The sequence below is a fragment of the Candidatus Pelagibacter sp. HIMB1483 genome (assembly GCF_052048135.1).
GTDB lineage: Bacteria > Pseudomonadota > Alphaproteobacteria > Pelagibacterales > Pelagibacteraceae > Pelagibacter.
This window is the reverse complement of sequence record NZ_JBNAIM010000002.1, coordinates 796,984-823,551: the sequence shown is the minus strand read 5'-3', so window position 1 is coordinate 823,551 and position 26,568 is coordinate 796,984. Positions and strand designations below refer to the sequence as shown.

The following is a 26,568-nucleotide window of genomic DNA, read 5'->3' as shown; positions in this document are numbered from 1 at the left end:
TCTGGGCCCTTTTTTTTTGTTTAATTAAATTTTTTAATTTTACTATCTAAATTTAAATAAATTTCATCTAATACAGAGTCCCATTCATTGAACTGTCTTTGTTTATATATCTTCAAGGACTCATATGGGTTTATATTATTAAATTCTCCCCATCGCCAATCAGGATATAAACTTAAAATTCCCCAAGTTTCTTTATTTAAACTAGCTGACAAGTGTAACAACGATGTATCAATAGTAATTACTAAATCTAAATTTCTAATTATTGAGGCAATTTCATTTAAGTCATATTTACTAAAATCATTAATTTGAAATGATCTAAAATACTCTAAATCTCTTTCCCAAATTTCATTTTGTAAACAATAAAAATTTGCATTTAATGAAAAGAATTTTTCAAATTTTCTTATTTCAATCGATCTAAAAGGTTCATTTGGTCCATTAAACGAACCGGACCAAGTCAAACCAACATTCAATTTTGAATTTGAAATTTGATTTTTCCATTTTAGATCTAATTCTTTATCTGATTGTATTAATTGGTTACCATATCTTATTTTATCTTTATAAAAAAACTTAATTAATGATCCTAAGGCGATTTTAAAATCGTATTTTTTATCTTTACTAGTTTCAATAGTTTCAACAAATAAATTTCTGATATCTTCTTTGAATAAATTTTTTATATTTTTTTGAACAACAAATGTAACTTTATTTGCAATTTTAGTTAAAGGTACTAAATATTTTGAAAATTGTATTGCGTCTCCTAAACCTTGTTCATTAAAAACAACAATATTCTTTTTATCAATTTTTTCTCCTGTCCATTCTTTTATTTCTGGAAAAAAATCTATTTTTTTAGAATATCTATATTCATAATATTTCCATCCATCATCAAAATTACCCTCATATAATGATCTTAGTCCTAAATAATTATATAATTCTGGGTTATCTTTAAATTGATTTTTTGAATTGTTTAAAAGCTCAATTCCTTTGTCATTTTGAGCTGTGTTAAAATACAATCTTAGAAGTGATACTAAAAATTTTGATTTATTGGTATTTTCTTTAAGAATTTTTATTGCCTCATTGATTTTATTTTTTAAGATTAAATATTCAGCATTGTTAAAAATAAATTCGATATAATTTTGATCTATTTTCTTAGCTTTCTCAAAAAAGATTTCTATATTAGTTATATCTCTTAATTTTATATAAGAATTTAATATATTGTTTAATATTATCTTATCCTCGCCAAATTTAATTGCCTCTAAAAAATAATCTAAAGCAATTTTTGGTTTATTTTTCCTCAAATATATACTTCCAATATTATTAAGTGCTTTTTTTCTATCTTTGACATCATAATCTAAATAAATTTTGTAAAATTTAATAGCTGAGTCAAAATCATCATTGAGCTCAAAAGCATATGCTAATTGATAATAATATTGGTGATTTAATTTATCAATTTCAATTAATTTTTTTGCGTAAATTAGAAGTTCTTTATACTTTTTCTTTTTTAAATATAATATGTATAAATTTTTAACAGGATCTTCAAATTTGTTATTTTCATTAATTGAATTTAAAAAATTAGTTTCAGCAAGATCATGGTTATTTTTTAATAAATAAATAACACCTTTAAAATTTAAAATTATATGTTTATTATTATTATTTTCAGTTAATTCACAAATTTCAAGAGCTTTATCTAAATCTCTTTTTTGAATTTGATCAACTATATCTTTTAATTCAGCCATAATTTAATTCTTAATTATAATTATAGAGACAAAATAAAAAAATTTTACTTATTCCTCTTGTTCAATTATAAATATTAGCATAAATACTCATGGAATTCATTAATGCCCTCGTGGTGAAATTGGTAGACACAAAGGACTTAAAATCCTTGCCGCTTGCGGAGTGCCAGTTCGAGTCTGGCCGAGGGCACCATTGATGAATAAAGTTCAAATTATTTCAGATAAAAACCCTAAATCTTTAAGAATTAAAACTTTAATACAAAGAATAATTAAAAAAAATGGAGTAAAGAAATTTAATTTCAATATTGTAATCGGTGGTGATGGCTTTATGCTTCAGACACTAAAAAAGAATAAAGACTCAAAGAAATCCTTCTATGGAGTAAATTCTGGCAATTATGGTTTCTTGATGAATAAATTTTCATCAAAAAATATTATTAAGAATTTAGATAAAGCTAAAATGACAAGTATATCTCCATTAGAAATGGTAGTAAGAAATAATAAAAATCAAATTAAAAGACATATTGCAATTAACGAAGTTTCGATTTTAAGACAAAGTAGACAAGCAGCATCTTTATCTATAAGCCATGGCTCAAAGCCAGTTATTAAAAAACTGGTTTCTGATGGAGTGCTTGTGTCAACACCTGCAGGGAGTACAGCTTACAATTTATCTGTTCATGGACCTATTCTAAGTTTAAATTCTAGAAAATTATCCATATCACCAATTAGCCCATTTAGACCAAGAAGATGGAAAGGAAAGATTGTAAGCGATAAATCAAAAATAGTTATCAGAAATTTAAATCCAAAAAAAAGACCAATAAGTGCAGTGGCTGACAATATTGAGGTTAGAAATGCTAAGAATATAATTATTGCAACTAATCAAAGAATAAAATTTAATCTTTTATATGATCAAAATAAAAGCTTACAAAAAAAGATTAAGATAGAACAATTAAGAAGAGAAACTTCATAATGGTGCCCCCGCACGGATTCGAACCGCGGACCTATTGATTACAAATCAATTGCTAAAGTCTAAATAAACATTCGTTATCAACAATAATCTTTAAATATTTTTAGTATGGTCACAATCTGGGTACAGTGGTAAAATTTTTTATGAAAGATTTTAAAATACCTATAGCAATAATAATTGCAGCAATAATCATATCTTACACATTGTATTATAATTCTAAAAACGACCCGTTAACAAAATGCATAGATAGATTAATCAAAGAAAATCCAGGTATATACAACAGTGCAGCAGCAGCACTGATATGTACAGGAACAAAATGAAAAAACTTTTAGGGATCGTGGTTCTGGGTTTGTTGTTAAGCAGCAATGCTAATGCAGCTAGTGATGAAAAATGTTCAAAGAGATCATCAATAGCCTCAACTGAATTTAGTGCTAAACAAATTTATTGGGGATGTAAGCAGATGAATAAACAAAGAGTAAAATGTGGAATAAGGTCCGCAAATGCTCAAACAGAATTTAGTGCTAAACAAATTTATTGGGGTTGTAAGCAGATGGATAAACTTAGAGTAAAATGTGGAATTAAATCTCAAAGAGCAAAAAGTGATTTTAGTGCCAAAAAAACTTACTGGTCCTGTAGACGTAGTTAAAAACATATAGTTAAAATCTGTCCACACTCTGACCACACTTATTATCGTAAGAATTGATTTTGCAAAAATTATTTGGATAAAAAAGTAAGTGAAGTGGTGCCCCCGCACGGATTCGAACCGCGGACCTATTGATTACAAATCAATTGCTCTACCAGCTGAGCTACAAGGGCATGCGCAATAATTATTAAGTATTTATCAATTAATCAACTCTTTTTTTTATATAACTTAAGTGATGAAACACAATTGCTGCACTATTAGATATATTTAAACTTTCAATTTTTTCATTAATTTCTATTTTAACTAAAAAATCAGCATATTTAGAAGTGTGTTGATGCATACCAAAACCTTCCGATCCAAATAAAAGAATATTATTACCTTTCCATTCTATATCGGTAAAATCTTTTTTTCCATTACCATCAAAGCCATATACCCAAAAATTTTTATCCTTTAGATTTTTTAAAGTAGAGTTGATATTTGATACTTCAAATATATTTATATACTCAATTGCTCCACTAGCAGCTTTGTACATAAGTTTACTTTCACTTGGAAAATTTCTTTCTTTAATTATAATTCCATCAATTTTAAAAGATGCAGCACTTCTTATTAAAGATCCTATATTTCTAGGATCTGTCACGCCATCTAAACAAACTAGAGTTAAATTATCTTTTTCTTTAATAAATTCTTTTAATATAGGTTTATCAATATGTTCAATTTCAGCAACATAACCTTGGTGCAATAAATTTTCCTTAGTGCTATATTTGTCTAATTCTTTTTTTGTTTTAAAATAAACTTTAACATCTTCTAGTAAATTTTTATTAGGGTTTTTTCTGTGAATATTTTTCTTACTTTCTTCAGTAAGAAATAGCCTTAAAACTTTTCTTTTAGGGTTTCTTAGTGCCTCAATAACTGCATGCTGCCCAATAATAAAAAAAGATGATTTATTCATAAAAATACCCTCTATTTTACACGTTTTTTTTGATATTTTCCCATTAAATCACGTGTTGCATTTGGACAAATAAAATATATAAAACGCATGTTGTTTGAAGCTTTATTGAACAAGGGGACACTTCCCCTAAGGGAGGGGTTCCAGAGCGGTCAAATGGGGCGGGCTGTAAACCCGTTGACTTCGGTCTTCGAAAGTTCGAATCTTTCCCCCTCCACCATTCAATAAACTTAAATAATACTGGAGTGTTACTCTTGGGGTTGTGCGGGTGTAGTTCAATGGTAGAACGCTAGCCTTCCAAGCTGGATGTAAGGGTTCGATTCCCTTTACCCGCTCCAAGAAAGTAAAATTATAAAAAAAAGAAATGTGAGGATTATAAGTAATGTCAAAAGAAAAATTTGTTAGAAATAAACCGCATTGTAACATTGGTACAATCGGTCATGTCGACCACGGTAAAACAACTTTAACTGCAGCTATCACTAAAGTTTTATCTGAGACTGGTGGTGCTCAAGCAGTTGCGTATGATCAAATTGATAAAGCTCCAGAAGAAAAAGAAAGAGGAATTACAATTTCAACTGCGCACGTTGAATATGAAACAGAAAAAAGACACTACGCACACGTAGATTGTCCTGGTCACGCTGACTATGTAAAAAATATGATTACAGGTGCAGCGCAAATGGATGGAGCTATCTTAGTAGTAAATGCTGCAGATGGTCCAATGCCTCAAACAAGAGAACATATTCTTTTAGCAAGACAAGTTGGTGTTCCAGCGATTTGTGTTTACTTAAATAAAGTAGATCAAGTAGATGATAAAGAAATGATTGATCTAGTTGAAGAAGAAATTAAAGAACTATTAACTTCTTATAAATTTCCGGGGGACAAAACTCCAATTGCAAAAGGTTCAGCACTAGCAGCTGTTGAGGGTAGAGATGATGAAATTGGAAAAAATTCAATTTTAGAACTAATGAAGAATGTTGATGAGTTTATTCCACAACCAGACAGACCAAAAGATAAAGATTTTTTGATGCCTGTTGAGGATGTTTTTTCAATTTCTGGAAGAGGTACAGTAGCAACAGGTAGAGTAGAGTCTGGTGTACTAAAAACTGGAGATGAACTTGAGATAGTTGGAATTAGAGAAACTAAAAAATCAGTTTGTACTGGTGTAGAAATGTTTAGAAAACTTTTAGATTCAGGTGAAGCTGGTGATAACGTAGGAGTTCTTTTAAGAGGTGTTGAAAGAACTGATATTGAAAGAGGACAAGTTCTTTGTAAACCAGGATCTGTTACACCACATACTAAATTTGAAGCTCAAGCTTATGTGCTTAAAAAAGAAGAGGGTGGAAGACATACACCATTTTTTACTAAGTATAGACCACAGTTTTATTTTAGAACAACAGACGTAACTGGAGAAGTTGAATTGCCTGCAGGAACAGAAATGGTTATGCCAGGTGATGATGCTAAATTTACAGTTAAATTAATCACACCAATTGCAATGTCAGAGAAATTAAACTTTGCTATTCGTGAAGGTGGAAGAACTGTTGGAGCTGGAGTAGTAACTAAAATTATAGAGTAAGCTCTATATAGGAGTGTAGCTCAATTGGTAGAGCGCCGGTCTCCAAAACCGGAGGCTGAGGGTTCGAGTCCCTCCGCTCCTGCCAATTAAAAGTTGTAACAAGATTATGAAAAACCCGATTAAATTTATACAAGAAGTAAAACAAGAAGCTTTTAAAGTCTCGTGGCCAACTAGTAAAGAGACCCTTCAAGGTGCTTTGATGGTTTTTGCTATGGCAGTAATAATGTCTTTATTTTTTCTTTTACTAGATCAGGTTTTAAAATTTTTATTAGAGGTTTTACTTAAGGTGAGTATTTAATGAAAAATTGGTACATAGTTCAGTCTCATTCAAGCTTTGAAAATAAAGTTGCTGGTCTTATAAAAGAGGAGGCTGATAAAGCTAAGATTTCTGATAAAATTGAGGAAATCATTGTTCCAACGCATGATGTTACAGAGGTTAAAAGAGGTAAAAGAATACAGAGAAAAAAAAAATATTTTCCTGGATATGTGTTAATTAAAAGTGAGATGGATAATAGCATTTATCATATGATTAAAAATATAAAACGTGTTAGTGGGTTTTTAGGAACGAAAGGCATGCCAGTTCCAGTATCGGATAAAGAAATAGATAAAATTTTAGGTCAAATAAAAGATGGTGTAGCTCAGCCAAAATCTGCTATAGAGTATTCTGTTGGTGAAAAAGTTCAAGTTATAGACGGACCCTTTGCTTCTTTTAGTGGAATGGTTGAAGAAATAGACGAAGAAAAGTCTAGACTAAAGGTTTCAGTTTCTATATTTGGAAGACCAACACCAGTTGATTTAGAATATAATCAAGTGGAGAAAGTAAGTTAAAAAATGGCTGCAAAAAAAGAAATAAGTGGATTTATAAAATTGCAAATCAAAGGTGGTCAAGCTAATCCAGCTCCTCCTGTTGGGCCTGCTCTTGGACAAAGAGGAGTTAATATTATGGAATTTTGTAAAGCTTTTAACGATAAAACAAAATCTTTAGCTGGAAAACCTGTTCCAGTAGAAATTACAGTTTACAAAGATAAAAAATTTGATTTTAAAATAAAATCACCACCGGCTTCTTTTTTTATTAGAGAAGCAGCTAAACTTAAAAGTGGTTCTCAAGAACCAGGTAGAAACATAGTTGCATCAATTACAAAAAAACAAGCTGAGGAAATTGCAAAACAAAAAATGAATGATTTAAATGCTTTAGATCTAGAACAAGCTGTGAAGATTATTGCTGGTTCCGCAAGATCAATGGGAATTGAGGTGAAAGAGTAGTCATGACTTCAAAAAGATATAAAAAACTTCCAGAAAAAACTAAAGATTTAACTCCGGAAGTTATAGAAAAAATTTTACCTGTCATAAAGAAAAATTGTACAACAAAATTTGATGAGTCTGTGGATTTAAGTTTTCAAATTAACAATAAACAAAAAAAAAATGAAATTAATATTAGAACAGTTGTAAATCTTCCAGGTGGTTCAGGAAAAAAAGTTAAAGTGGCTGTAGTTTGTGAAGATGCAAAATCAAACGAAGCTAAGTCAGCTGGTGCAGATATAGTGGGTGGAGATGACTTCATAGAAAAAATTAAAGCAGGTGAACTAAATTTTGAGAAATTAATTTGTACTCCGGCAATGATGATTAAATTGTCAAAACTTGGAAAAGTATTAGGTCCAAAAGGTTTAATGCCTAATCCAAAGCTAGGTTCTGTTACTGAAAATTTAAAAATTGCTATCACAGACGCTAAATCTGGCCAGGTAGAAATAAGAAATGATAAGGATGGAAATATTGGTTTAAGTATAGGAAAAAAATCTTTTAGTGATGATAAGTTAATTAAAAATTTTAGTGCTATTTTAGAAACACTAGAGAAAGAAAAATCTAATAATACAGTAAAAGGTGATCTTATTAAATCTGCTTTTATCACATCATCAATGGGTGTTTCATATAAACTTAAATTAGGAAAGAGTATCTAAATTTATGATGAATAAAGAACAAAAGAAAAATTATATTTCTGAAATGACTACTCAGTTTGAAAATAGTAAAGCTATTATGGTAACTCATTATCAAGGATTAACCATGACACAACTAGATGATTTAAGATCTAAAATGAGAGAACATGGAATAATTTTTAAGATAACAAAAAACAGAATAACCAAACTAGCACTAGAAAAAACTAAGTGTAAAGATTTAACAAATTTATTTACTGGACCTACTGCTGTGGCTTTTGGAGAGGACGCAATTATGTCAGCTAGAATATTATCAAAATTCGCCAAAGATAACGAAAATCTTAAATTGATTGGCGGAATGATGGAAAATGAGATTTTAGATCAAGCTGGAGTAATGAATGTAGCGAATTTGCCTACTTTAGATGAGGCAAGAGCAAATATTGTGGGTATTTTGAATGCTTCTGCATCAAAATTAGTAAGTATTTTGCTTGCACGATCGGAAAAAATGAGTAGTTTACCCCCAGAAAATTCTGAAACACAACCTAAAGAGTAAATTATGCCAGACCTAAATAAAATTATTGAAGACCTATCTAGTTTGACTGTTGCAGAGGCAGCAGATCTTTCTAAACAATTAGAAGAAAAATGGGGAGTAACTCCAATGGCAGCAGCAGCTCCAGCAGCAGCAGGTGCAGCAGCAGCAGCAGAAGATAAGGATGATTTCACAATCATGTTAGTTTCTGCAGGTGATAAAAAAATTAACGTTATTAAAGAAGTAAGAGCAGCCACTTCACTTGGTTTAAAAGAAGCAAAAGATTTAGTTGAAGGTGCACCAAAAGAAGTCAAAGCAGGTGTACCAAAAAAAGAAGCTGAAGAAATTAAAGCTAAGTTAGAAGCTGCAGGCGCAAAAGTAGAACTTAAATAAATTAATAGGAAATTTTTAAGTACTGATTAATTTAATTTTTAATCAGTATTAAGACATAGATGCAAATATCTTTTACTGAAAAAAAGAATATTAGAAAAAGTTTTGGTAAACTTAAAGAAAGTTTATCAATCCCAAATTTAATTGAAGTTCAAAAAAATTCATATGATGAATTAACTTCATTTAATCCAATTGCAGGCGACTTAGTAAAAGGTTTTGATAGAGTTTTTAAAAGCATTTTTCCAATAGAAGATTTAAATGATAAAGCTACCTTAGAATATGTTTCTTATAGATTAGAAAAACCAAAATTTGATGTCGAAGAATGTATAGCGAGAGGTTTAACATACTCTTCTGCTTTGAAGTGCACTTTAAGATTAGTTGTTTATGAAATAGACCAAGAGAATAATACAAAAGATATTTTATCTGCTAAAGAGCAAGAAGTTTACATGGGAGAGGTTCCAATGATGACTAATAGTGGAACTTTCATAACTAATGGTGTTCAAAGAGTTGTTGTTAATCAAATGCATAGAAGTCCAGGTGTTTTCTTCGATCATGATAAAGGAAAAACACATGCAAGTGGAAAACTTTTGTTTAATTGTAGAGTAATTCCAAATAGAGGATCATGGCTAGATTTTGAATATGATGTGAAAGATTTTTTATATTTTAAAATTGACCGAAAGAAAAAAATTTTTGCCTCTACTTTATTATTAGCTTTAGGTTTCTCAAAATCTGAAATTGCTAATGAATTTTATGAGAGTGAAAAATATATATTTGATAAAACAACAGGAAAATGGAAAACAAAATTCAATCCTGAGAATTATAAAGCTAAAAATTTTTCAGAGGAAGTTATTGATGCAAAATCTGGAAAGGTTGTAATTAAACTAGGTGATAAGATAAATTATTTAAATGCAAAAAAATTATCTAACGATGGTTTAAAAGACATATTTGTCTCAAAAGAGTCTCTAATTGGTAAATTTCTACATGAGGATGTAAAAATAAGTGATGAAGAAAATGGTGTATTTAAAATTGGTACTGAATTAAATGATACTATAATTCAACAAATATTAGATGCTAATATAAATACACTCAATATATCAGTTACCAATTCAATAAATAAAGGACCTTACCTACTTACAACAATTCTTAATGATAAAAATAATAATAAAGATGAAGCTATTACTGAGATTTATAAAATGTTAAGACCTGGAGAGCCACCAACTATTGAAATTGCAACACAAATTTTCAATAATTTATTTTTTAGCTCAGACAGATATGATTTATCAGATGTAGGAAGAGTTAAGATGAACTCAAGATTGAATCTTGAATGTTCTGATAAAGTTACCATTCTAAGAAATGACGATATTATCGCAATAATTCATAAGATGTTAGATTTGAGAGATGGAAAAGATGATGTTGATGACATTGATCATCTTGGAAACAGAAGGGTTAGATCTGTTGGTGAATTAGTTGAAAATCAAGCACGTATTGGTGTTTATAGAATGGAAAGAGCTATTAAAGAAAAAATGACTACTTTAGATATAGAGTCTGCAATGCCCCAGGATTTGATAAATGCAAAACCACTTACAGTTTCCTTAAAAGATTTTTTTGCAAGTTCTCAACTTTCTCAGTTTATGGATCAAACAAATCCTCTTTCTGAGATTACTCACAAGAGAAGGGTTTCAGCTCTTGGTCCGGGCGGCTTAACGAGAGAGAGAGCAGGTTTTGAAGTTAGAGACGTACACCCAACTCATTATGGTAGAATCTGTCCAATCGAAACTCCTGAGGGTCCAAATATTGGATTAATAAACAGTCTTTCAACTTACGCAAAAATTAACAAATATGGTTTTATAGAGAGTCCTTATAAGAGAGTAAAAGACGGAGTTGTGCAAGACAAAGTTGAATATTTGTCTGCTATGGAAGAAACAAAATTTACCATAGCACAAGCTAATACCAAAGTAGATAAAAACAACAAAATTATAGAAGAACTAGTTTCTTGCAGGCAAAATTTAAATTTCCTTTTGGCTAAACCTGAGACAATAGATTATATCGATGTTTCACCAAAACAATTAGTTTCTGTAGCAGCATCTCTAATCCCTTTTTTAGAAAACGATGATGCAAACAGAGCTTTGATGGGTTCTAATATGATGAGGCAAGCAGTTCCATTATTAAAACCAGAAGCACCATTAGTTGGTACAGGTATAGAAAGTGATGTAGCTTTAGACTCAGGTGTTACTATAGTTGCTAAAAGGGATGGTGTGGTTGATAAAATTGATGGAAAAAGAATAGTAATTAAAGTAACCGAAGAAACTGATTTTTCAAAATCAGGTGTTGATATTTATAATCTACAAAAATTTAAAAGATCTAACCAAAATACTTGTATCAATCAAAGACCTTTAGTTAGAGTTGGAGACAAGGTTAAAAGTGGGGATATAATTGCAGACGGACCTTCAACAAAGCTTGGTGAGTTAGCTCTAGGCAAAAATGTTACTGTAGCGTTTATGCCTTGGCAGGGATATAATTTTGAGGACTCAATATTAATCTCAGAAAGATGTGTTACAGATGATGTGTTTACTTCAGTACATATTGTCGAATATGAGATTATGGCTAGAGATACAAAACTGGGCGAAGAAGAAATAACTAGAGATATTCCAAATGTTAATGAGGAAGCTTTAAAAAATTTAGATGAGTCTGGAATTGTATATATCGGCGCTGAAGTTAATGCTGGTGACATTTTAGTAGGAAAAGTTACACCCAAAGGTGATTCTGCGTCGGGTCCAGAGGAAAAATTATTAAGATCTATTTTTGGTGAAAAAGCGATTGATGTAACAGATACCTCATTGAGGATGTCAAGAGGTAGTAGCGGTACGGTTGTTGATGTAAGAGTTTTTAATAGACATGGAATAGAAAAAGATGAGAGATCAATTACAATAGAAAGAGCAGAAATTGAACAAGTTCAACAAGACAAAATAGTTGAAGAAGAAATTTTGGAGAGAAGTATTAAACAAAGAGCTGCACAAATTTTATCAGGAGAGTCTTTAACTAAGAAAATTAAAGAAGTAGAAGTCGGATCAAAATTGGATTTTGAAACAATTAGTAAGATATCAATAAATGATTTATTTAAAATCACTGTATCCAATTCTAAAAATGAAAATGCGTTATTACAGCTTAAAGATCAATATAATAAAGCTAAACAAGATATTACTGAAAGATTTGAAGATAAAGTTTTAAAGATACGAAGTGGTGATGATTTATTACCAAGTGTCATGAAAATGGTCAAAGTTTTTGTTGCTATTAAAAGAAGATTACGACCTGGAGATAAAATGTCAGGAAGACACGGAAATAAAGGTGTGGTAAGTAAAATTGTTCCTGTTGAAGATATGCCTTATAGAGAAGATGGTAGACCTGTTGATATTGTTTTAAATCCATTAGGTGTACCAAGTCGTATGAATGTAGGACAGATATTAGAAACTCATCTAGGCTGGGCTTGCAAAGAATTTGGAGAACAAATTAAAAATTTAGTTAATGAAAATAACAAAAAAATTGAAAGAAATGAAAAAATAGAAAAATTTTTGAAATCTGTTTATGGAGAGGAAATATTTAGTCAAAAAGTAGATAAGTTAAGCAAAACAGAATTCATAGATTTATGTGAAAACCTTCAAAATGGTATTGCTATTTCAACTCCTGTTTTTGATGGTGCTAAAGAGGCAAACGTAACTGAAATGCTTGAGCTTGCAAATTTACCTAAGTCAGGTCAAACTTATTTGTGGGATGGAAGAACTGGTGAAAAATTTGATAGACCAGTAACAGTAGGGATTATTTATATGTTAAAACTTCATCATTTGGTTGAAGATAAAATTCATGCAAGATCGACAGGTCCATATAGTTTGGTTACTCAACAACCACTAGGTGGAAAAGCACAATTGGGTGGTCAAAGATTTGGTGAAATGGAGGTTTGGGCATTAGAAGCTTATGGAGCATCATACACGCTTCAAGAAATATTAACCGTTAAATCAGACGATGTAGCTGGAAGAGTCAAAGTTTATGAAACTATTGTAAAAGGAGAAGAAAACTTTGAATCAGGAATTCCTGAATCATTTAACGTATTAGTAAAAGAAATAAAATCACTAGCATTAAATGTGGAGCTAAATTAATTATGAAAAAAGAATTAACAGACTTATTTAAAAATTCTGAGATTTCAGAAGCTCAAAACTTTAATAGTATTAAAATATCTTTAGCAAGTCCTGAAAAAATAAAATCATGGACTTATGGTGAAATTAAAAAACCAGAAACAATTAATTATAGAACCTTTAGACCAGAAAAAGATGGTTTATTTTGTGCAAGAATTTTTGGACCAATTAAAGATTACGAATGTCTCTGTGGAAAATACAAAAGAATGAAATTTAGAGGGATTATTTGTGAAAAATGTGGTGTTGAAGTAACAAAATCTAATGTTCGAAGAGAAAGAATGGGTCATATTAATCTTGCAACACCAGTAGCGCATATTTGGTTTTTAAAATCACTACCAAGTAGAATTGCATTAGCTGTAGATATGAAACTTAAAGAAGTAGAGAGAGTTTTATATTTTGAAAATTTTATAGTTATTGAACCTGGCTTAACTGGTTTACAAAAAAATCAGCTTTTGAATGAAGAGGAATTGACAAAATATCAAGATGAGTATGGTGAGGAAGCATTTACGGCTGGTATCGGAGCAGAAGCTGTTCTCGAAATGCTCAAGAATCTTGATCTAGAATCTGAGAGAAAAAATTTAGTTGATTACATAAAGGAAACTAAATCAAAAGTTAATGAGGAAAGAGCAATAAAAAGATTAAAACTGATCGAGTCATTTATTGAAACTGGTCAAAAGCCAGAGTGGATGATTATGACAGTAGTACCTGTTATACCCCCTGAATTGAGACCTTTAGTTCCTTTAGATGGTGGTAGGTTTGCAACTTCTGATCTTAACGATCTTTATAGAAGGGTGATAAACAGAAACAACCGTCTAAAAAGATTAATGGATCTTAAAGCACCAGATATCATTGTCAGGAATGAAAAGCGTATGCTTCAAGAGTCAGTTGATGCACTTTTTGATAATGGAAGAAGAGGAAGAGTAATTACCGGAACAGGAAAAAGACCATTAAAATCTTTAGCTGAAATGTTAAAGGGAAAACAAGGAAGATTTAGACAAAATTTACTGGGTAAAAGAGTAGATTATTCTGGTCGTTCAGTGATTGTAGTTGGACCAGATTTAAAATTACATGAATGTGGTTTGCCAAAAAAAATGGCATTAGAATTATTTAAACCATTTTTATATGCAAGATTAAATAAATTGGGATTAGCATCAACAATCAAGCAAGCAAAAAAACTAGTTGAGAAAGAGACGAATGCTGTTTGGGATGCCCTAGAACTTATTGTTAGAGAACATCCGGTTTTGCTGAATAGAGCTCCAACTTTACATAGACTTGGTGTTCAAGCTTTTGAACCAAAATTGATTGAAGGTGACGCTATTGAGCTACATCCGCTTACTTGTGCAGCTTTCAATGCTGATTTTGATGGAGATCAAATGGCTGTTCATGTTCCTTTAAGTTTAGAAGCACAATTAGAAGCAAGAATTTTGATGTTGTCAACGAACAACATTTTATCACCTTCAAATGGAAAACCTATAATAGTTCCAAGTCAAGATATGATTTTGGGTATTTATTATTTATCACAAGAACCTGTTACTGATAAACCAGTTGGTTATTTTTTAAATGCTGATCAAATAGAATTTGCACTATCTTCAGGTCAAATAAAAGTCCATAGCACAATTATTTCAAGATTTGAAACAATCGACGAACATGGCAATAAAAAATTTGAAAAATATACTTCAACTGCTGGAAGATTTCTTTTAGCAAATTTACTCCCAAAAAATTATAATATTAAATTTTCTTTAATTGACAGAATTTTACCAAAAAAAGTTGTTTCTGAAATAATAGATATTGTTTTTAGATTTTGTGGTCAAAAAACAACAGTTATATTCTGTGATAAATTAAAAGATTTAGGTTTTAAACATGCTTTTAAAGCAGGAATTTCTTTTGGTAAAGATGATTTGGTTATTCCTGAAAATAAAACACAATTAATAAACGACACCAAAAAATTAATTGCTGATTATGAGACACAATATGCAGAAGGTTTAATAACAAGAGGAGAAAAATATAACAAAGTTGTTGATGCATGGTCAAAATGTACAGATAAAGTTGCAGGTGAAATGATGAAAGGTATATCTGCAACAGAAAAAACCTCCGAAGGATTGAAGATTAATTCAGTATTTATGATGGCAGATAGTGGAGCAAGAGGGTCTGCAGCTCAGATGAAACAATTAGCAGGTATGAGAGGATTGATAGCCAAACCCTCTGGTGAAATTATTGAAAGTCCTATAACATCTAATTTTAAAGAAGGTTTAACTGCACTAGAATATTTTAATTCTACTCACGGTGCTCGAAAAGGACTAGCAGACACCGCTTTAAAAACTGCTAGCTCTGGTTATTTAACAAGAAGATTATGTGATGTTGCTCAAGATTTAACTATAACTAAAAAAAATTGTGATAATCCTGGTTTTATTGAACTTTCTGAAATTTTAGAAGGTGGAAATGTTGTTGTAAGTTTATCTGAAAGAGCTTTAGGAAGAGTTGTTGCTGTTGATGTAAAACACCCTATTACAGGAGAGGTAATAATTGATAAATTATCTATGATCGACGAAGCTGGATGTGATAAAATTGATTCAGCTGGAATTAAATCACTTAAAGTATTTTCTGTGATGACTTGTAGTTCAAAAGAAGGTGTTTGTGCTACTTGTTATGGAAGAGATTTATCTAGAGGTAAAATGGTTCATGTAGGTGAGGCAATTGGAATGATTTCAGCTCAATCAATTGGTGAACCAGGAACTCAATTAACAATGAGAACCTTCCATGTTGGTGGTACCGCTTCAGTTAAGCAGGATTCTCAAATTATAACTAAAAATGATGGAAATCTTAAAATAATAAATTCAAATATACTTGAAGACTCAAAAAAGAATTTAATTGTAATGGGAAGAAATACCCAACTATCTATTGAAGATGATAATGGAGTTCAAGTTGCAATTTATAAAGTTGCATATGGATCGAAATTATTTTTTAAAAATGGTGACAAAATAAAAGCTAACACAAAAATTTGTGAGTGGGACCCATACACAACTCCAGTTATAGCAGAGAAGAGTGGTATAGCTAGTTATGTTGATTTAATTGATGGAGTTTCCATTCAAGAGACAACGGACGATGCTACAGGAATATCTTCAAAATCAGTAGTTGATTGGAGATCTCAATCAAAAAGTTCAGATCTAAAACCAAGAATAACTTTACGTGATGAAAAAGGTAATGTTATTAAAAAAGCTGATGATAATGAAGCTCGATATTATTTAGTTCCAGACTCTATTTTATCAGTTAAAGATGGACAAAAAGTTTCTGCAGGAGATGTTATAGCTAGGTTGCCTAAAGAAACCACAAAAACAAAAGATATTACAGGAGGTTTACCAAGAGTTGCTGAGTTATTTGAAGCAAGAAAAGCCAAAGATAGTGCTATAATTGCAGAAAATGACGGTCAAGTCATTTTTGGAAAAGAAGTTCGAGGAAAACAAAGAATATCCATTGTTCCGGATGATGGCTCTGAACCATCTAACTACTTAATTCCTAAAGGTAAGCATATTAATTTTAATCAGGGAGAAAAAATTCAAAAAGGGGAGCATCTTCTAGACGGGGTGCCACTACCACATGACATATTAAGAATAAAAGGAATTAAAGATTTAACAGAATATTTTGTTAATCAAGTACAAGAAGTTTATAGGCTTCAAGGTGTTGTGATCAATGATAAACATATTGAAACTATTTTGAGACAAATGTTGAAAAAAGTAGAAGTGAAAGCCTCTGGAGACTCCACCTATCTTCCTGGAGAGATTATAGATAGAATAAAATTTGATGACGTAAATGAAAAATTAAAATCAGAGGGCAAAATACCTGCAACTGGAGAAAGGGTTTTAATGGGTATAACTAAAGCCTCACTTCAGACTGAGTCATTTATATCTGCTGCTTCTTTCCAAGAAACAACTAGAGTTTTAACAGATGCAGCAATAAAGGGTAAAGTTGATCCATTAAATGGCCTAAAGGAAAATGTGATAGTTGGTAGATTAGTACCAGCTGGAACAGGCAATATTAAGAATAAATGGAATAAAAAAGCTCTTGAAGATGATAATAAATTTTTGTCTGAACAAGAGAAAATAGAGCAGTCAGAAACTCAAGTAAATCAATAAAAAAAACTCAATTGTTTTCTAGTTTTAGTTTGACAAAGTCAAATTAATAAGTAATTTGGCGATGTTTTTGGTTGGAATGTAGTGTTTGTTAATGACACTAAACGCTGCCATGAATAACCTGTCAGTTATTTCATTCAAAAATATATAATTATTAAAACTAAAAATTATGCCAACTATTAATCAGTTGTTAAGAAAAAAAAGATCTAAACCTCTTGCGCGGAACAAAGTTCCAGCATTACAAAAACAACCTTTAAAAAGAGGGGTCTGTGTAAAAGTTTATACAACAACGCCAAAAAAACCAAACTCTGCGCTTAGAAAAGTTGCTAGAGTAAGATTGTCAAATGGTTTTGAAGTTACAGCATATATACCGGGTGAAGGACACAATCTTCAAGAGCACTCTGTAGTTTTAATTAGAGGTGGCAGAGTAAAAGATTTGCCCGGTGTTCGTTATCACATTTTAAGAGGAAATTTGGATACTCAAGGTGTTGCTAATAGAAAAAAAAGAAGATCTTTGTATGGAACAAAAAAAGGTAAATAAAAATGTCTAGAAAAAAAACTCAACCAAAGAAAAAAGTTGTTCCTGATCCTAAGTTTAACTCAACTATAATTCCAAAATTAATTAACAACATCATGTATGACGGTAAAAGAGGAGTAGCCTCAAAAATAGTTTATGATGCAATTGAAAAGATTAAAACAAAAACTAAAGAAGAGCCGATTAATATTTTTAATGAGGCTATCAACAATATAAAACCAACAGTTGAAGTAAGATCAAGAAGAGTTGGTGGAGCTACTTACCAAGTTCCTGTTGAAGTAAAAAGCAAAAGAGCTCAAGCTTTAGCAATAAGATGGTTGATAGACTCAGCTAGAAAAAGAAAAGATAAACATATGTCTGATAAAATTTTTAATGAACTTTATGATGCATATGAAAAAAAAGGTGCTGCAGTTAAAAAAAGAGAGGATGTACATAAAATGGCAGAGTCAAATAAAGCTTTTGCCCATTTTAGATGGTAAAAAATTATGGCTAGAACTCATACGTTAGACAAATATAGAAACATTGGGATTATGGCTCACATAGATGCTGGCAAAACAACTACCACAGAAAGAATTTTATACTACACAGGTAAAAGTCATAAAATTGGTGAAGTTCATGACGGTGCTGCAACAATGGACTGGATGGAACAAGAACAAGAGAGAGGAATTACAATCACTTCAGCAGCAACTACTTGTTTTTGGCAAGATCATAGAATTAATATAATAGACACTCCTGGACACGTAGATTTTACAATAGAAGTTGAAAGATCATTAAAAGTTTTAGATGGAGCAGTTGCTGTATTTGATGGAGTTGCAGGTGTAGAACCTCAATCAGAAACTGTTTGGAGACAAGCAGACAAATATAAAGTTCCAAGAATTTGCTTTGTTAATAAACTTGATAGAACAGGTGCTGATTTTTTTAGATGTGTAGATATGATCAAAGATAGGTTAGGAGCTAAGCCTTTAGTCATACAGGTGCCAATTGGAATTGAGGCTTCTTTAAGTGGAGTTGTTGATCTAGTTAAAATGAAAGCCCAAGTTTGGAAAAATGAAGCACTTGGTGCTGAATGGGAATATAAAGATATTCCAGAAGATTTAAAAGAAATTTCTCAAAAATATCGAACAGAATTAGTTGAAATGGCTGTTGAGCAAGATGAAAAACTGATGGAGTCATATCTTAATGGTGATGAAATTAAAGAAGAGGATTTAATTAAATGCATAAGAAAAGGAACTTTAAACTTTAGTTTTGTTCCCGTTCTTACCGGATCAGCTTTTAAAAATAAAGGTGTTCAACCTTTATTGGACGCTGTTGTAAACTATCTTCCAAGTCCTGTAGATATTGGTTCAATAAAAGGAACTAAATTAGGCTCTGAGGATGAAATAGAAATGAAGTTTGAGGATAGTGCTCCCTTTTCAGCTTTAGCTTTTAAGGTAGCAAATGACCCGTTTGTTGGTTCTCTCACGTTTATAAGAATATATTCTGGAACAATAAAAACAGGAACTGCAGTTTATAATTCATCAAAAGAAAAGGAAGAAAGAGTCGGTAGGATGTTGTTAATGCATGCAAATTCAAGAGAAGATATTAAAGAAGCTAATGCGGGAGATATAGTTTCCTTAGCTGGCTTGAAAAATACTATTACCGGACATACACTTTGCAATAAAGACAACTCAGTATTATTAGAACCTATGGAATTTCCTGATCCAGTAATTGAGATTGCAGTAGAACCTAAAACAAAAGCGGACCAAGAAAAAATGGGCGAAGCTTTAGGTAGATTGGCTAAAGAAGATCCTTCATTTAGGGTATCTTCAGATGAGGAGTCTGGACAGACAATAATTAAAGGTATGGGTGAACTACATTTAGATATTATTGTAGATAGAATGAAAAGAGAATTTAAAGTAGAGGCAAATGTTGGTGCACCTCAGGTTGCTTATAGAGAAACAATCGAAAAATCATCAGAAGTTGAATATACACATAAAAAACAAAGTGGTGGTGCAGGACAATTTGCAAAAGTTAAATTACTAGTAGAACCACAAGAACCAGGAAAAGGAAGAGCTGTAGAAAGTAAAATTAAAGGTGGAGCTATACCTAAAGAATTTATTCCTGGAGTTGAAAAAGGTATCGAAACAGTTTCTGATGGAGGAATATTAGCTGGTTTCCCAATGATTGATTACAAAGTTACAATTTTGGATGGTTTACACCATGATGTTGACTCAAGTGTTTTAGCATTTGAGCTTGCTAGTAGAGCTTGTTTTAAAGATGCATGTACTAAAGGTGGGTTAAAATTATTAGAGCCAGTGATGAGAGTCGAGGTTGTAACACCAGAAGACTATATGGGTGATGTTATTGGAGATTTAAATAGTAGAAGAGGTCAAATCAGCACTCAAGAACAGAGAGGTAATGCTACAGTTATAACTGCTATGGTTCCATTAGCGAACATGTTTGGTTATATTAATAGTTTGAGATCAATGTCTCAAGGTAGAGCGCAATATTCAATGTTCTTTGACCACTATGCAAAAGTGCCTCAAAATGTTCAAGATGAAGTAACAAAAAAGATTGCAGGCTAAAATGGAAAAACAAAATATTAGAATAAAACTTAGAGCTTACGACAATAAAATCTTAGATGCCTCAACTGAGGAAATAGTAAATACGGTAAAAAGAACTGGTGCTACAATTAAAGGTCCAATTCCTCTTCCAACAAGAATAGAAAGATATACAGTTTTAAGATCACCACATATTGATAAAAAAAGTAGAGAACAGTTTGAGTCAAGAACTCATAAAAGATTAATTGACATTATTGAACCAACTCCACAAACTGTTGAAGCTTTAATGAAGCTAGACTTAGCTTCAGGAGTTGACGTGGAGATTAAAATATAATCATGAGCGAAATAGCTTTACTAGGAAAAAAAATTGGGATGACCAGAGAATTTTATAAGTCTGGTCAGCTAGTTCCTGTAACTGTATTAAAAATGGAAAAGGCAAGAGTCATTCATGTTATTGACGAAGAAAAAAGAGGTTATAAAGCTGTGCAACTTGGATACGGTAAAATTAAGAATTCGAAGCTGACAAAAGCAATGAAAGGTTATTTTGCGAAAAAAAACACTGAAGCTAAGAAAAAACTCAAGGAATATAGAGTTGAAAATATTGAAGATTACAAAGAAGGAAATGAGTTTGGTCTAGAAATTTTTAAAGATATTAAATTTGTAGATACAAGATCAAAAACTATTGGAAAAGGTTTTGCCGGAGCAATGAAAAGGCATAATTTTGGTGGCTTAAGAGCAACACATGGTGTTTCAATTTCTCACAGATCTCATGGTTCAACTGGTCAAAGACAAGATCCTGGAAAGGTATTTAAAGGAAAAAAAATGGCTGGTCATATGGGTGATAAATTAAGAACAATGCAGAATATAGAAATAATTAAAACTGATCTTGAAAATGAATTGCTTTATTTAAAAGGTTCAATACCAGGCGCAAAAAATTCTGAGGTCCTTGTAAAAGGTTCAGTAAAAAATATAAAAAAGATGACAATTAGTGAAAAACATAAAGCTGCTGAAATAGCTAAAAAAACACCGGATAAAAAGAAGAAATAATGAAGATAGATAAATTGAATTTAGATGGAAAAAAAAGCTCTATAGAAGTTTTAGATAAGATTTTTTCGGCTAAAATTAATAAAAAATTAGTAAACACTGTACTGTATAAAACAAATGCAAACTACAAGGGAAGACATGCAAAAACAAAACAACAAAATGAAGTTTCAGGTCCTACATCTAAAATTTATGCACAAAAAGGTACAGGTAATGCTAGACATGCAAGTAGAAAAGCTCCTATTTTTGTAGGCGGTGGTGTAGCTCATGGTCCTAAAGGGGAATTATCTTATAAAAAAAGAAAACTAAACAAGAGTGAGAAAAAACAAAGTATTGCTTCTTTAATAAGTGATAAAGCTAAAAATAAAAATTTAATTATTTTCAATGATTTTACTTCTGAAATAAAAAAAACAAAAGAAATGAATTTAATTTTAAAAAAGTTTGAAATATTAAACTCAATAATCATTTTAGATAAAACTTCTAAAGTTAATGTAGAAAAATCAATAAGAAATATTCCTAATATTAAAGTTACAGATATTAATCATTTTAGTGCTTTTGATATTGTAAAATTTAAAAAAGTTGTATTTACTGAAACTTCAGTCAAAGAATTAGAAAAGAGGTATGCTTAAATGGAAAAGATACATTTATATGATAAGATTTTATCACCTTTAGTAACCGAAAAATCTACAAATTTATCTGAACAAAATAAAATTGTTTTTAAAGTACCTACTAATGCAAATAAAAAAAGTCTTAAAAGCAATATTGAAAAAATTTTTAAAGTTAATGTTACAAAGATTAATATAATTAACAAACAGAACAGAACTAAGTTTACTAGAGGAAGAAAAGTAAAAGTTTCTGGTTTTAAAAAAGCAATTATAACACTTAAAAAAGGTCAAAGTATTGATCTAACAACTGGAATATAAAATGGCATTAAAAACTTTTAAACCATATACAAAATCTACTCGAGGCACAATTCTCATTGATAGAACTGGATTATGGAAAGGGAAGCCTTTTAAATCATTAGTTTCACCGAAAAATGCAATGAAAGGCAGAAACAATAATGGTCATATCACTTCTATAAATAGAGCTGGCGGACATAAAAAAATGTACAGACATGTTGATTTTTATAGAAAAAAATTTGATATGCCGGCAACAGTTGAAAGAATTGAATATGATCCAAATAGATCTTGTTACATAATGTTAGTAAAATTTGATGATGGTTCTTATGCTTATTACCTTGCACCACAAAAAATAAAAGTTGGAGATAAAGTTGAAAATGGATCAAAAAAAGAAATAAAAATTGGTAATTGTATGCCGTTACAAGATATTCCAGTAGGTATTAATATTCATAATGTTGAAATTCAACCTGGTGGTGGTGGAAAAATTGCAAGATCTGCTGGTACTTCTGTTACCATAAGTGGTTTAGATGGAAATTATAGTTTAATCAAATTAGCTTCAGGTGAAGTAAGAAAAATTGATTCAAGATCTTTGGCTACAATTGGTGTTTTAAGCAATCCTGATCAAAAAAATATTAAAATTGGAAAAGCAGGAAGATCAAGATGGTTAGGAAGAAGACCTCATACACGTGGTGTTGTTAAAAATCCTGTTGATCACCCACATGGAGGTGGTGAAGGTAAATCAGCAGGTGGAAGACACCCAGTTTCACCTAAAGGCCAATCAGCAAAAGGATTAAAAACAAGAGATAATAAAAGAACAGATAAATATATAGTTAAAAGAAGAAACAAAAGGAAGGATACAAAATAATGGCTAGAGCAGTTTGGAAAGGACCTTTTGTAGAACAAAGTTTAATCAAAAAAGTTGATAAATATAAAACAGATCCAAAAAAAATACCTATTAAAACTTGGTCTAGAAAATCAACTATAATCCCAGATTTTGTTGGAGTTAGTTTTTTAATTTATAATGGAAAAAAATTTATACCAATAACAATTTCAGAAGATATGGTGGGTCATAAATTAGGAGAATTTGCACCAACAAGAACATTTTTTGGTCATACACCTGCAGATAAAAAAGCAAAGCCAGCTGAAGCAGAGGTTAAAAAATAATTATGAGTAAAAAAAAGAAATTAGAAAAAAATAAGGAAAAAGTGGTTAGATCAATTAATAATAATATTAGATCAAGTGTAAGAAAACTTAATCCTATTTTAAAAGGTATAGTTGGCAAAAAGGTTGATATAGCGATTAGAGATCTTCAATTTTCAGAAAAAAGAATTACTCGAGACATAAGAAAAACTATCAGTTCAGCAGTTGCAAATGCAGAAAATAATTTTCAGTATGATATTGATAAGTTGATCGTAAAAGAAGCTTATTGTGGAAAAAAAATAACAATGAAAAGGTTTAGACCTAGAGCAAAAGGGAGAGCTGCGCCTATTTTGAAACCTTATTCAAGTGTTACAATAATTTTATCAGAAGCAAAGAAAATGGAGAGTCATGGGTCAAAAAGTTAATCCTGTAGGTTTTAGATTAGGAGTCAATAGAGGCTGGGACTCTGTTTGGTATGCTAAAAAGAAAGATTTTGGAAATTTCTTAATAGAAGATTTTAAAATTAGAGAATATATAAAAAAAAATGTTATTAACTCTGGTGTATCAAAGGTAATGATAGAAAGAACATCTAATAAATGTTATGTGACTATTTATACTTCTAGACCAGGTTTTGTTATAGGAAAAAAAGGAAGTGATATTGATAAAATTAAAAATAACTTGTCAAGATTTACTACTAACGAAGTAAATTTAAATATTAAAGAAGTTAAGAAACCTGAAACAAATGCATATTTAGTTGCTGAAAATATTGCGCAACAATTAGTAAAAAGAATTTCATATAGAAGAGCAATGAAGAGAGCGATGCAATCATGTTTAAGATTAGGTGCAAAAGGTATTAAAGTTTCAATAAGTGGTAGATTGGGTGGAAATGAAATTGCAAGAACTGAATGGCTAAGAGATGGAAGTATACCTTCACACACTTTAAGAGCAGATATAGATTATGCTGAAGCAGAGGCATTAACAACTTACGGAATAATAGGAATTAAAGTTTGGATATATAAAGGTGAGGTTTTTGCAAAAGAATTTAGTCAAGAAACAAATAAAGTTAAATTAAAAGAGGGTAAATAATAGATGTTACAACCAGTTCGTACTAAATGGAGAAAAGCGCATAAAGGCAGAATTCATGGAACTGCCTCAAGAGCAAATTTAATTAATTATGGGGCTTATGCATTAAAAGCTTTGTCTCCAGACAGAGTTACTGGTAAGCAAATAGAAGCTGCTAGAGTAGCACTTACTAGACATATGAAAAGACAAGGTAGAGTTTGGACAAGAGTTTTTCCAAATATTCCTGTATCAAAAAAACCTATAGAAGTTCGGATGGGGAAAGGTAAAGGTTCTCCAGAATTTTATGCTTGTAGAGTAAAACCTGGTAGGATTTTATTTGAAGTTGATGGTGTCTCTGAACAAATAGCAAAAGAAGCTCTATATAAAGCTTCAGCAAAATTACCAATAAAAACAAAAACTATTAAGAGATTTGCTTAAAATGAAAAAACAAGAAATTAAAAAACTATCTAAAGATGAAATTTTGAAAAATATTGATAAATTTAAAAAAGACTTATTTAATTTTAGATTTCAAAAAATTAATTCACAAATAACTAATCCTGCTAAAATAACCGAGACTAAAAAAACAATAGCAAGATTAAAAACAATTTTAAAAGGAAAATTAAATGCCTAAGAAAATATTAACAGGTGTGGTTGTGAGTGACAAACCTAACAAAACTGTAACTGTATTAGTTGAAAGAAAATACTCTCATCCACTTTTAAAAAAAGTGATTAAAGTAAGAAAAAAATATAATGCTCATGATGAAAATAACAAATTTAAGACAGGTGACAAAGTATCTATTATTGAAAGTAAGCCTTATTCAAAGAATAAAAAATTTCAAGTTATGGAGAGTACGAAATAATGATTCAAGTTCAAACAGAATTAAATGTTGCTGATAATACTGGTGCAAAAAAAATAGAGTGCATTAAAGTTTTAGGTGGTTCCAAGAGACGATATGCTAGCATTGGTGATACTATCGTCATAGCTGTTAAAGAAGCAATTCCTAAGGGAAAAGTAAAAAAAGGATCAGTTCATAAAGCTGTAGTAGTTAGAGTAAAAAAAGGAATTCATAGAGATGATGGATCCAAGGTAAAATTTGATAATAATGCAGCTGTTTTAGTTGATGATAAAGGCGAACCAGTTGGAACAAGGATCTTTGGTCCAGTAACGAGAGAATTAAGAAATAAAGGGCAAATGAAAATTATTTCATTGGCACCGGAGGTTTTATAATGATTAAAAAAGGATTAAAGGTAAAAGTTTTATCAGGTAGAGATAAAAAAAAAGAAGGTGAAGTAATTGAGATTGATAGATTAAATAATAGAGCGAAAGTCAAAGAAATTAATATGGTTAAAAAACATGTAAAAACAACAAAAGAGAAAAAAGGTGGCATTTTTTCTAAAGAGAGTTTTATTCATTTATCTAATCTAAAATTAGTTGATGAAAAAGTTAAAAATAAAAAATCTGAGGCTAAAAAATAATGACACCAAGACTAAAAGAACTTTATTACAAAGAAATTCAACCTGCTTTAAAATCTCAGTTTGGATTTAAAAATTTATACATGGGTCCAAAAATTGAAAAGATTATTTTAAATATGGGTCTTGGTTTAGACGGCAACGACTCAAAAATTTTGAAATCATGTGAAGAAGATTTAGCAAAAATAACTGGTCAAAAACCAGTAACTACCAAATTTAAAAAATCAGTTGCAAATTTTAAAACTAGAAAAGGTTCAAATGCAGGTTTGAAAGTCACACTTAGAAAAGATAAGATGTATGAATTCCTCGATAGATTAGTCAATATTGCTTTACCAAGAATTAAAGATTTTAGAGGATTATCAGCGAATGGATTTGATAAATTTGGTAATTATAGCTTTGGTGTTAAAGAGCATATTATCTTTCCAGAAGTTAGCTTTGATAGAGCAGATAAAGTCAGAGGTTTAGATATTATAATTGTGATTTCAGCAAAAAATAAAGAACATAGTTTTGCTTTATTAGAAAAATTAAATTTTCCATTTATTAAAAAAGGAGACAATTAATATGGCTAAGTTAAGTTCAATAAATAAAAACAACAAACGAATAAATCTATCGAATAAGCTTTATAAAAAAAGAGCGAAGTTAAAAAAAATTATTATGAACAAAAAACTCCCTTTAGAGGAAAGATTTAATGCACAGCAAAAATTGTCAAAACTACCTAGGAATTCTGCAAAAATAAGAGTGATGAATAGATGTCAAATTACAGGAAGACCTCATGGAGTTTACAGAAAATTAAAAATATCTAGAATTGCATTGAGACAATTAGGATTGCAAGGAAAGATACCAGGTTTAGTTAAATCAAGTTGGTAG

Annotated in this window: 32 protein-coding genes and 5 tRNA genes; 34 read left to right on the top strand and 3 right to left on the bottom strand. The window is 30.6% G+C overall.

From position 1 onward, the window contains the following. Positions 1-20: 20 nt before the first annotated feature. Positions 21-1,730 (bottom strand): glycosyltransferase family 9 protein, encoded by a 1,710-nt coding sequence (locus ACTTAV_RS05110; RefSeq protein WP_440670642.1) that lies wholly within the window; start codon positions 1,728-1,730, stop codon positions 21-23. A gap of 104 nt (positions 1,731-1,834) precedes the next feature. Between ACTTAV_RS05110 and ACTTAV_RS05105 the strand changes: the two genes are divergently transcribed. The 4 genes from ACTTAV_RS05105 (at position 1,835) to ACTTAV_RS05090 (ending at position 3,337) form a co-directional block, all read left to right on the top strand. Continuing rightward, positions 1,835-1,920, top strand: a tRNA-Leu gene (locus tag ACTTAV_RS05105). Between the two features lie 3 nt (positions 1,921-1,923). Continuing rightward, positions 1,924-2,694 carry an NAD kinase gene (locus tag ACTTAV_RS05100; protein WP_440670641.1) on the top strand — a complete coding sequence of 257 codons (771 nt, stop codon included), beginning with the start codon at positions 1,924-1,926 and terminating at the stop codon, positions 2,692-2,694. A 125-nt stretch (positions 2,695-2,819) separates the two neighbouring features. After that, a complete protein-coding gene (locus ACTTAV_RS05095) occupies positions 2,820-3,011 on the top strand; it encodes a hypothetical protein (protein ID WP_440670640.1) in 192 nt (63 codons plus the stop codon). Then, positions 3,008-3,337, top strand: a complete 330-nt coding sequence (locus tag ACTTAV_RS05090; RefSeq protein ID WP_440670639.1) for a hypothetical protein — start codon at positions 3,008-3,010, stop codon at positions 3,335-3,337. Before ACTTAV_RS05095 ends, ACTTAV_RS05090 begins: the two co-directional genes overlap by 4 nt. Positions 3,338-3,431: 94 nt before the next feature. Here ACTTAV_RS05090 and ACTTAV_RS05085 read toward each other — a convergent pair. Further along, positions 3,432-3,507, bottom strand: a tRNA-Thr gene (locus ACTTAV_RS05085). A 29-nt stretch (positions 3,508-3,536) separates the two neighbouring features. Beyond that, a complete protein-coding gene (rlmB, locus tag ACTTAV_RS05080; protein WP_440670638.1) occupies positions 3,537-4,283 on the bottom strand; it encodes a 23S rRNA (guanosine(2251)-2'-O)-methyltransferase RlmB in 747 nt (248 codons plus the stop codon). Positions 4,284-4,414: 131 nt separating this feature from the next. Between rlmB and ACTTAV_RS05075 the strand changes: the two genes are divergently transcribed. The 30 genes from ACTTAV_RS05075 (at position 4,415) to rpsN (ending at position 26,568) form a co-directional block, all read left to right on the top strand. Beyond that, positions 4,415-4,500 (top strand) — tRNA-Tyr (locus tag ACTTAV_RS05075). Positions 4,501-4,544: 44 nt separating this feature from the next. Then, positions 4,545-4,618 (top strand) — tRNA-Gly (locus tag ACTTAV_RS05070). 44 nt (positions 4,619-4,662) lie between these two features. After that, a complete protein-coding gene (tuf, locus tag ACTTAV_RS05065) occupies positions 4,663-5,853 on the top strand; it encodes an elongation factor Tu (RefSeq protein ID WP_440670637.1) in 1,191 nt (396 codons plus the stop codon). Positions 5,854-5,862: 9 nt separating this feature from the next. Beyond that, positions 5,863-5,938, top strand: a tRNA-Trp gene (locus ACTTAV_RS05060). A gap of 21 nt (positions 5,939-5,959) precedes the next feature. After that, on the top strand, positions 5,960-6,151 hold the full coding sequence (secE, locus tag ACTTAV_RS05055; protein WP_440670636.1) for a preprotein translocase subunit SecE: 192 nt from the start codon (positions 5,960-5,962) through the stop codon (positions 6,149-6,151). Next, complete coding sequence (nusG, locus tag ACTTAV_RS05050) at positions 6,151-6,681, top strand: transcription termination/antitermination protein NusG (RefSeq protein ID WP_440670634.1); 531 nt, start codon at positions 6,151-6,153, stop codon at positions 6,679-6,681. Before secE ends, nusG begins: the two co-directional genes overlap by 1 nt. A gap of 3 nt (positions 6,682-6,684) precedes the next feature. After that, the gene (gene rplK, locus ACTTAV_RS05045; protein ID WP_440670633.1) at positions 6,685-7,116 is read left to right on the top strand and encodes a 50S ribosomal protein L11; all 432 of its coding nucleotides are present in this window, start codon (positions 6,685-6,687) and stop codon (positions 7,114-7,116) included. A 2-nt stretch (positions 7,117-7,118) separates the two neighbouring features. Further along, positions 7,119-7,808 (top strand): 50S ribosomal protein L1, encoded by a 690-nt coding sequence (gene rplA, locus ACTTAV_RS05040; protein WP_440670632.1) that lies wholly within the window; start codon positions 7,119-7,121, stop codon positions 7,806-7,808. A 7-nt stretch (positions 7,809-7,815) separates the two neighbouring features. Next, positions 7,816-8,334 carry a 50S ribosomal protein L10 gene (gene rplJ / locus ACTTAV_RS05035; RefSeq protein WP_440671032.1) on the top strand — a complete coding sequence of 173 codons (519 nt, stop codon included), beginning with the start codon at positions 7,816-7,818 and terminating at the stop codon, positions 8,332-8,334. A 3-nt stretch (positions 8,335-8,337) separates the two neighbouring features. Continuing rightward, on the top strand, positions 8,338-8,703 hold the full coding sequence (gene rplL, locus ACTTAV_RS05030) for a 50S ribosomal protein L7/L12 (RefSeq protein ID WP_440670630.1): 366 nt from the start codon (positions 8,338-8,340) through the stop codon (positions 8,701-8,703). A 59-nt stretch (positions 8,704-8,762) separates the two neighbouring features. After that, on the top strand, positions 8,763-12,851 hold the full coding sequence (rpoB, locus tag ACTTAV_RS05025) for a DNA-directed RNA polymerase subunit beta (protein ID WP_440670629.1): 4,089 nt from the start codon (positions 8,763-8,765) through the stop codon (positions 12,849-12,851). 2 nt (positions 12,852-12,853) lie between these two features. Beyond that, positions 12,854-17,017, top strand: a complete 4,164-nt coding sequence (gene rpoC / locus ACTTAV_RS05020) for a DNA-directed RNA polymerase subunit beta' (protein WP_440670628.1) — start codon at positions 12,854-12,856, stop codon at positions 17,015-17,017. A gap of 166 nt (positions 17,018-17,183) precedes the next feature. Next, positions 17,184-17,555, top strand: coding sequence for a 30S ribosomal protein S12 (gene rpsL / locus ACTTAV_RS05015; protein WP_440670627.1), 372 nt, complete (start codon positions 17,184-17,186; stop codon positions 17,553-17,555). A 2-nt stretch (positions 17,556-17,557) separates the two neighbouring features. Beyond that, complete coding sequence (gene rpsG, locus ACTTAV_RS05010) at positions 17,558-18,028, top strand: 30S ribosomal protein S7 (protein WP_440670625.1); 471 nt, start codon at positions 17,558-17,560, stop codon at positions 18,026-18,028. Between the two features lie 6 nt (positions 18,029-18,034). Beyond that, the gene (fusA, locus tag ACTTAV_RS05005) at positions 18,035-20,113 is read left to right on the top strand and encodes an elongation factor G (protein ID WP_440670624.1); all 2,079 of its coding nucleotides are present in this window, start codon (positions 18,035-18,037) and stop codon (positions 20,111-20,113) included. 1 nt (position 20,114) lies between these two features. Then, a complete protein-coding gene (rpsJ, locus tag ACTTAV_RS05000) occupies positions 20,115-20,423 on the top strand; it encodes a 30S ribosomal protein S10 (protein ID WP_008546080.1) in 309 nt (102 codons plus the stop codon). Between the two features lie 2 nt (positions 20,424-20,425). Further along, positions 20,426-21,136 (top strand): 50S ribosomal protein L3, encoded by a 711-nt coding sequence (gene rplC / locus ACTTAV_RS04995; protein WP_440670623.1) that lies wholly within the window; start codon positions 20,426-20,428, stop codon positions 21,134-21,136. Further along, positions 21,136-21,759, top strand: a complete 624-nt coding sequence (rplD, locus tag ACTTAV_RS04990; RefSeq protein WP_440670622.1) for a 50S ribosomal protein L4 — start codon at positions 21,136-21,138, stop codon at positions 21,757-21,759. Before rplC ends, rplD begins: the two co-directional genes overlap by 1 nt. Continuing rightward, positions 21,760-22,053, top strand: a complete 294-nt coding sequence (gene rplW / locus ACTTAV_RS04985) for a 50S ribosomal protein L23 (RefSeq protein WP_440670621.1) — start codon at positions 21,760-21,762, stop codon at positions 22,051-22,053. A 1-nt stretch (position 22,054) separates the two neighbouring features. After that, entirely contained in the window at positions 22,055-22,894 is an 840-nt protein-coding gene (rplB, locus tag ACTTAV_RS04980; protein ID WP_440670620.1) for a 50S ribosomal protein L2, read from the top strand. Next, positions 22,894-23,193, top strand: a complete 300-nt coding sequence (rpsS, locus tag ACTTAV_RS04975) for a 30S ribosomal protein S19 (protein WP_440670619.1) — start codon at positions 22,894-22,896, stop codon at positions 23,191-23,193. Before rplB ends, rpsS begins: the two co-directional genes overlap by 1 nt. Positions 23,194-23,195: 2 nt before the next feature. Then, positions 23,196-23,594 (top strand): 50S ribosomal protein L22, encoded by a 399-nt coding sequence (gene rplV / locus ACTTAV_RS04970; RefSeq protein ID WP_440670618.1) that lies wholly within the window; start codon positions 23,196-23,198, stop codon positions 23,592-23,594. After that, positions 23,578-24,255 carry a 30S ribosomal protein S3 gene (gene rpsC / locus ACTTAV_RS04965; RefSeq protein WP_440670617.1) on the top strand — a complete coding sequence of 226 codons (678 nt, stop codon included), beginning with the start codon at positions 23,578-23,580 and terminating at the stop codon, positions 24,253-24,255. Before rplV ends, rpsC begins: the two co-directional genes overlap by 17 nt. 3 nt (positions 24,256-24,258) lie before the next feature. Next, on the top strand, positions 24,259-24,669 hold the full coding sequence (rplP, locus tag ACTTAV_RS04960) for a 50S ribosomal protein L16 (protein WP_440670616.1): 411 nt from the start codon (positions 24,259-24,261) through the stop codon (positions 24,667-24,669). Between the two features lies 1 nt (position 24,670). After that, positions 24,671-24,862 carry a 50S ribosomal protein L29 gene (gene rpmC / locus ACTTAV_RS04955; RefSeq protein WP_440670614.1) on the top strand — a complete coding sequence of 64 codons (192 nt, stop codon included), beginning with the start codon at positions 24,671-24,673 and terminating at the stop codon, positions 24,860-24,862. Then, entirely contained in the window at positions 24,855-25,091 is a 237-nt protein-coding gene (gene rpsQ / locus ACTTAV_RS04950; RefSeq protein WP_440670613.1) for a 30S ribosomal protein S17, read from the top strand. Before rpmC ends, rpsQ begins: the two co-directional genes overlap by 8 nt. Continuing rightward, entirely contained in the window at positions 25,091-25,459 is a 369-nt protein-coding gene (gene rplN / locus ACTTAV_RS04945; protein WP_075519964.1) for a 50S ribosomal protein L14, read from the top strand. Before rpsQ ends, rplN begins: the two co-directional genes overlap by 1 nt. Then, positions 25,459-25,707 carry a 50S ribosomal protein L24 gene (gene rplX / locus ACTTAV_RS04940; RefSeq protein ID WP_440670612.1) on the top strand — a complete coding sequence of 83 codons (249 nt, stop codon included), beginning with the start codon at positions 25,459-25,461 and terminating at the stop codon, positions 25,705-25,707. Before rplN ends, rplX begins: the two co-directional genes overlap by 1 nt. Further along, the gene (gene rplE / locus ACTTAV_RS04935) at positions 25,707-26,261 is read left to right on the top strand and encodes a 50S ribosomal protein L5 (protein ID WP_440670611.1); all 555 of its coding nucleotides are present in this window, start codon (positions 25,707-25,709) and stop codon (positions 26,259-26,261) included. The genes rplX and rplE overlap by 1 nt, the downstream gene beginning before the upstream one ends. A gap of 1 nt (position 26,262) precedes the next feature. Continuing rightward, a complete protein-coding gene (gene rpsN / locus ACTTAV_RS04930; protein WP_440670609.1) occupies positions 26,263-26,568 on the top strand; it encodes a 30S ribosomal protein S14 in 306 nt (101 codons plus the stop codon).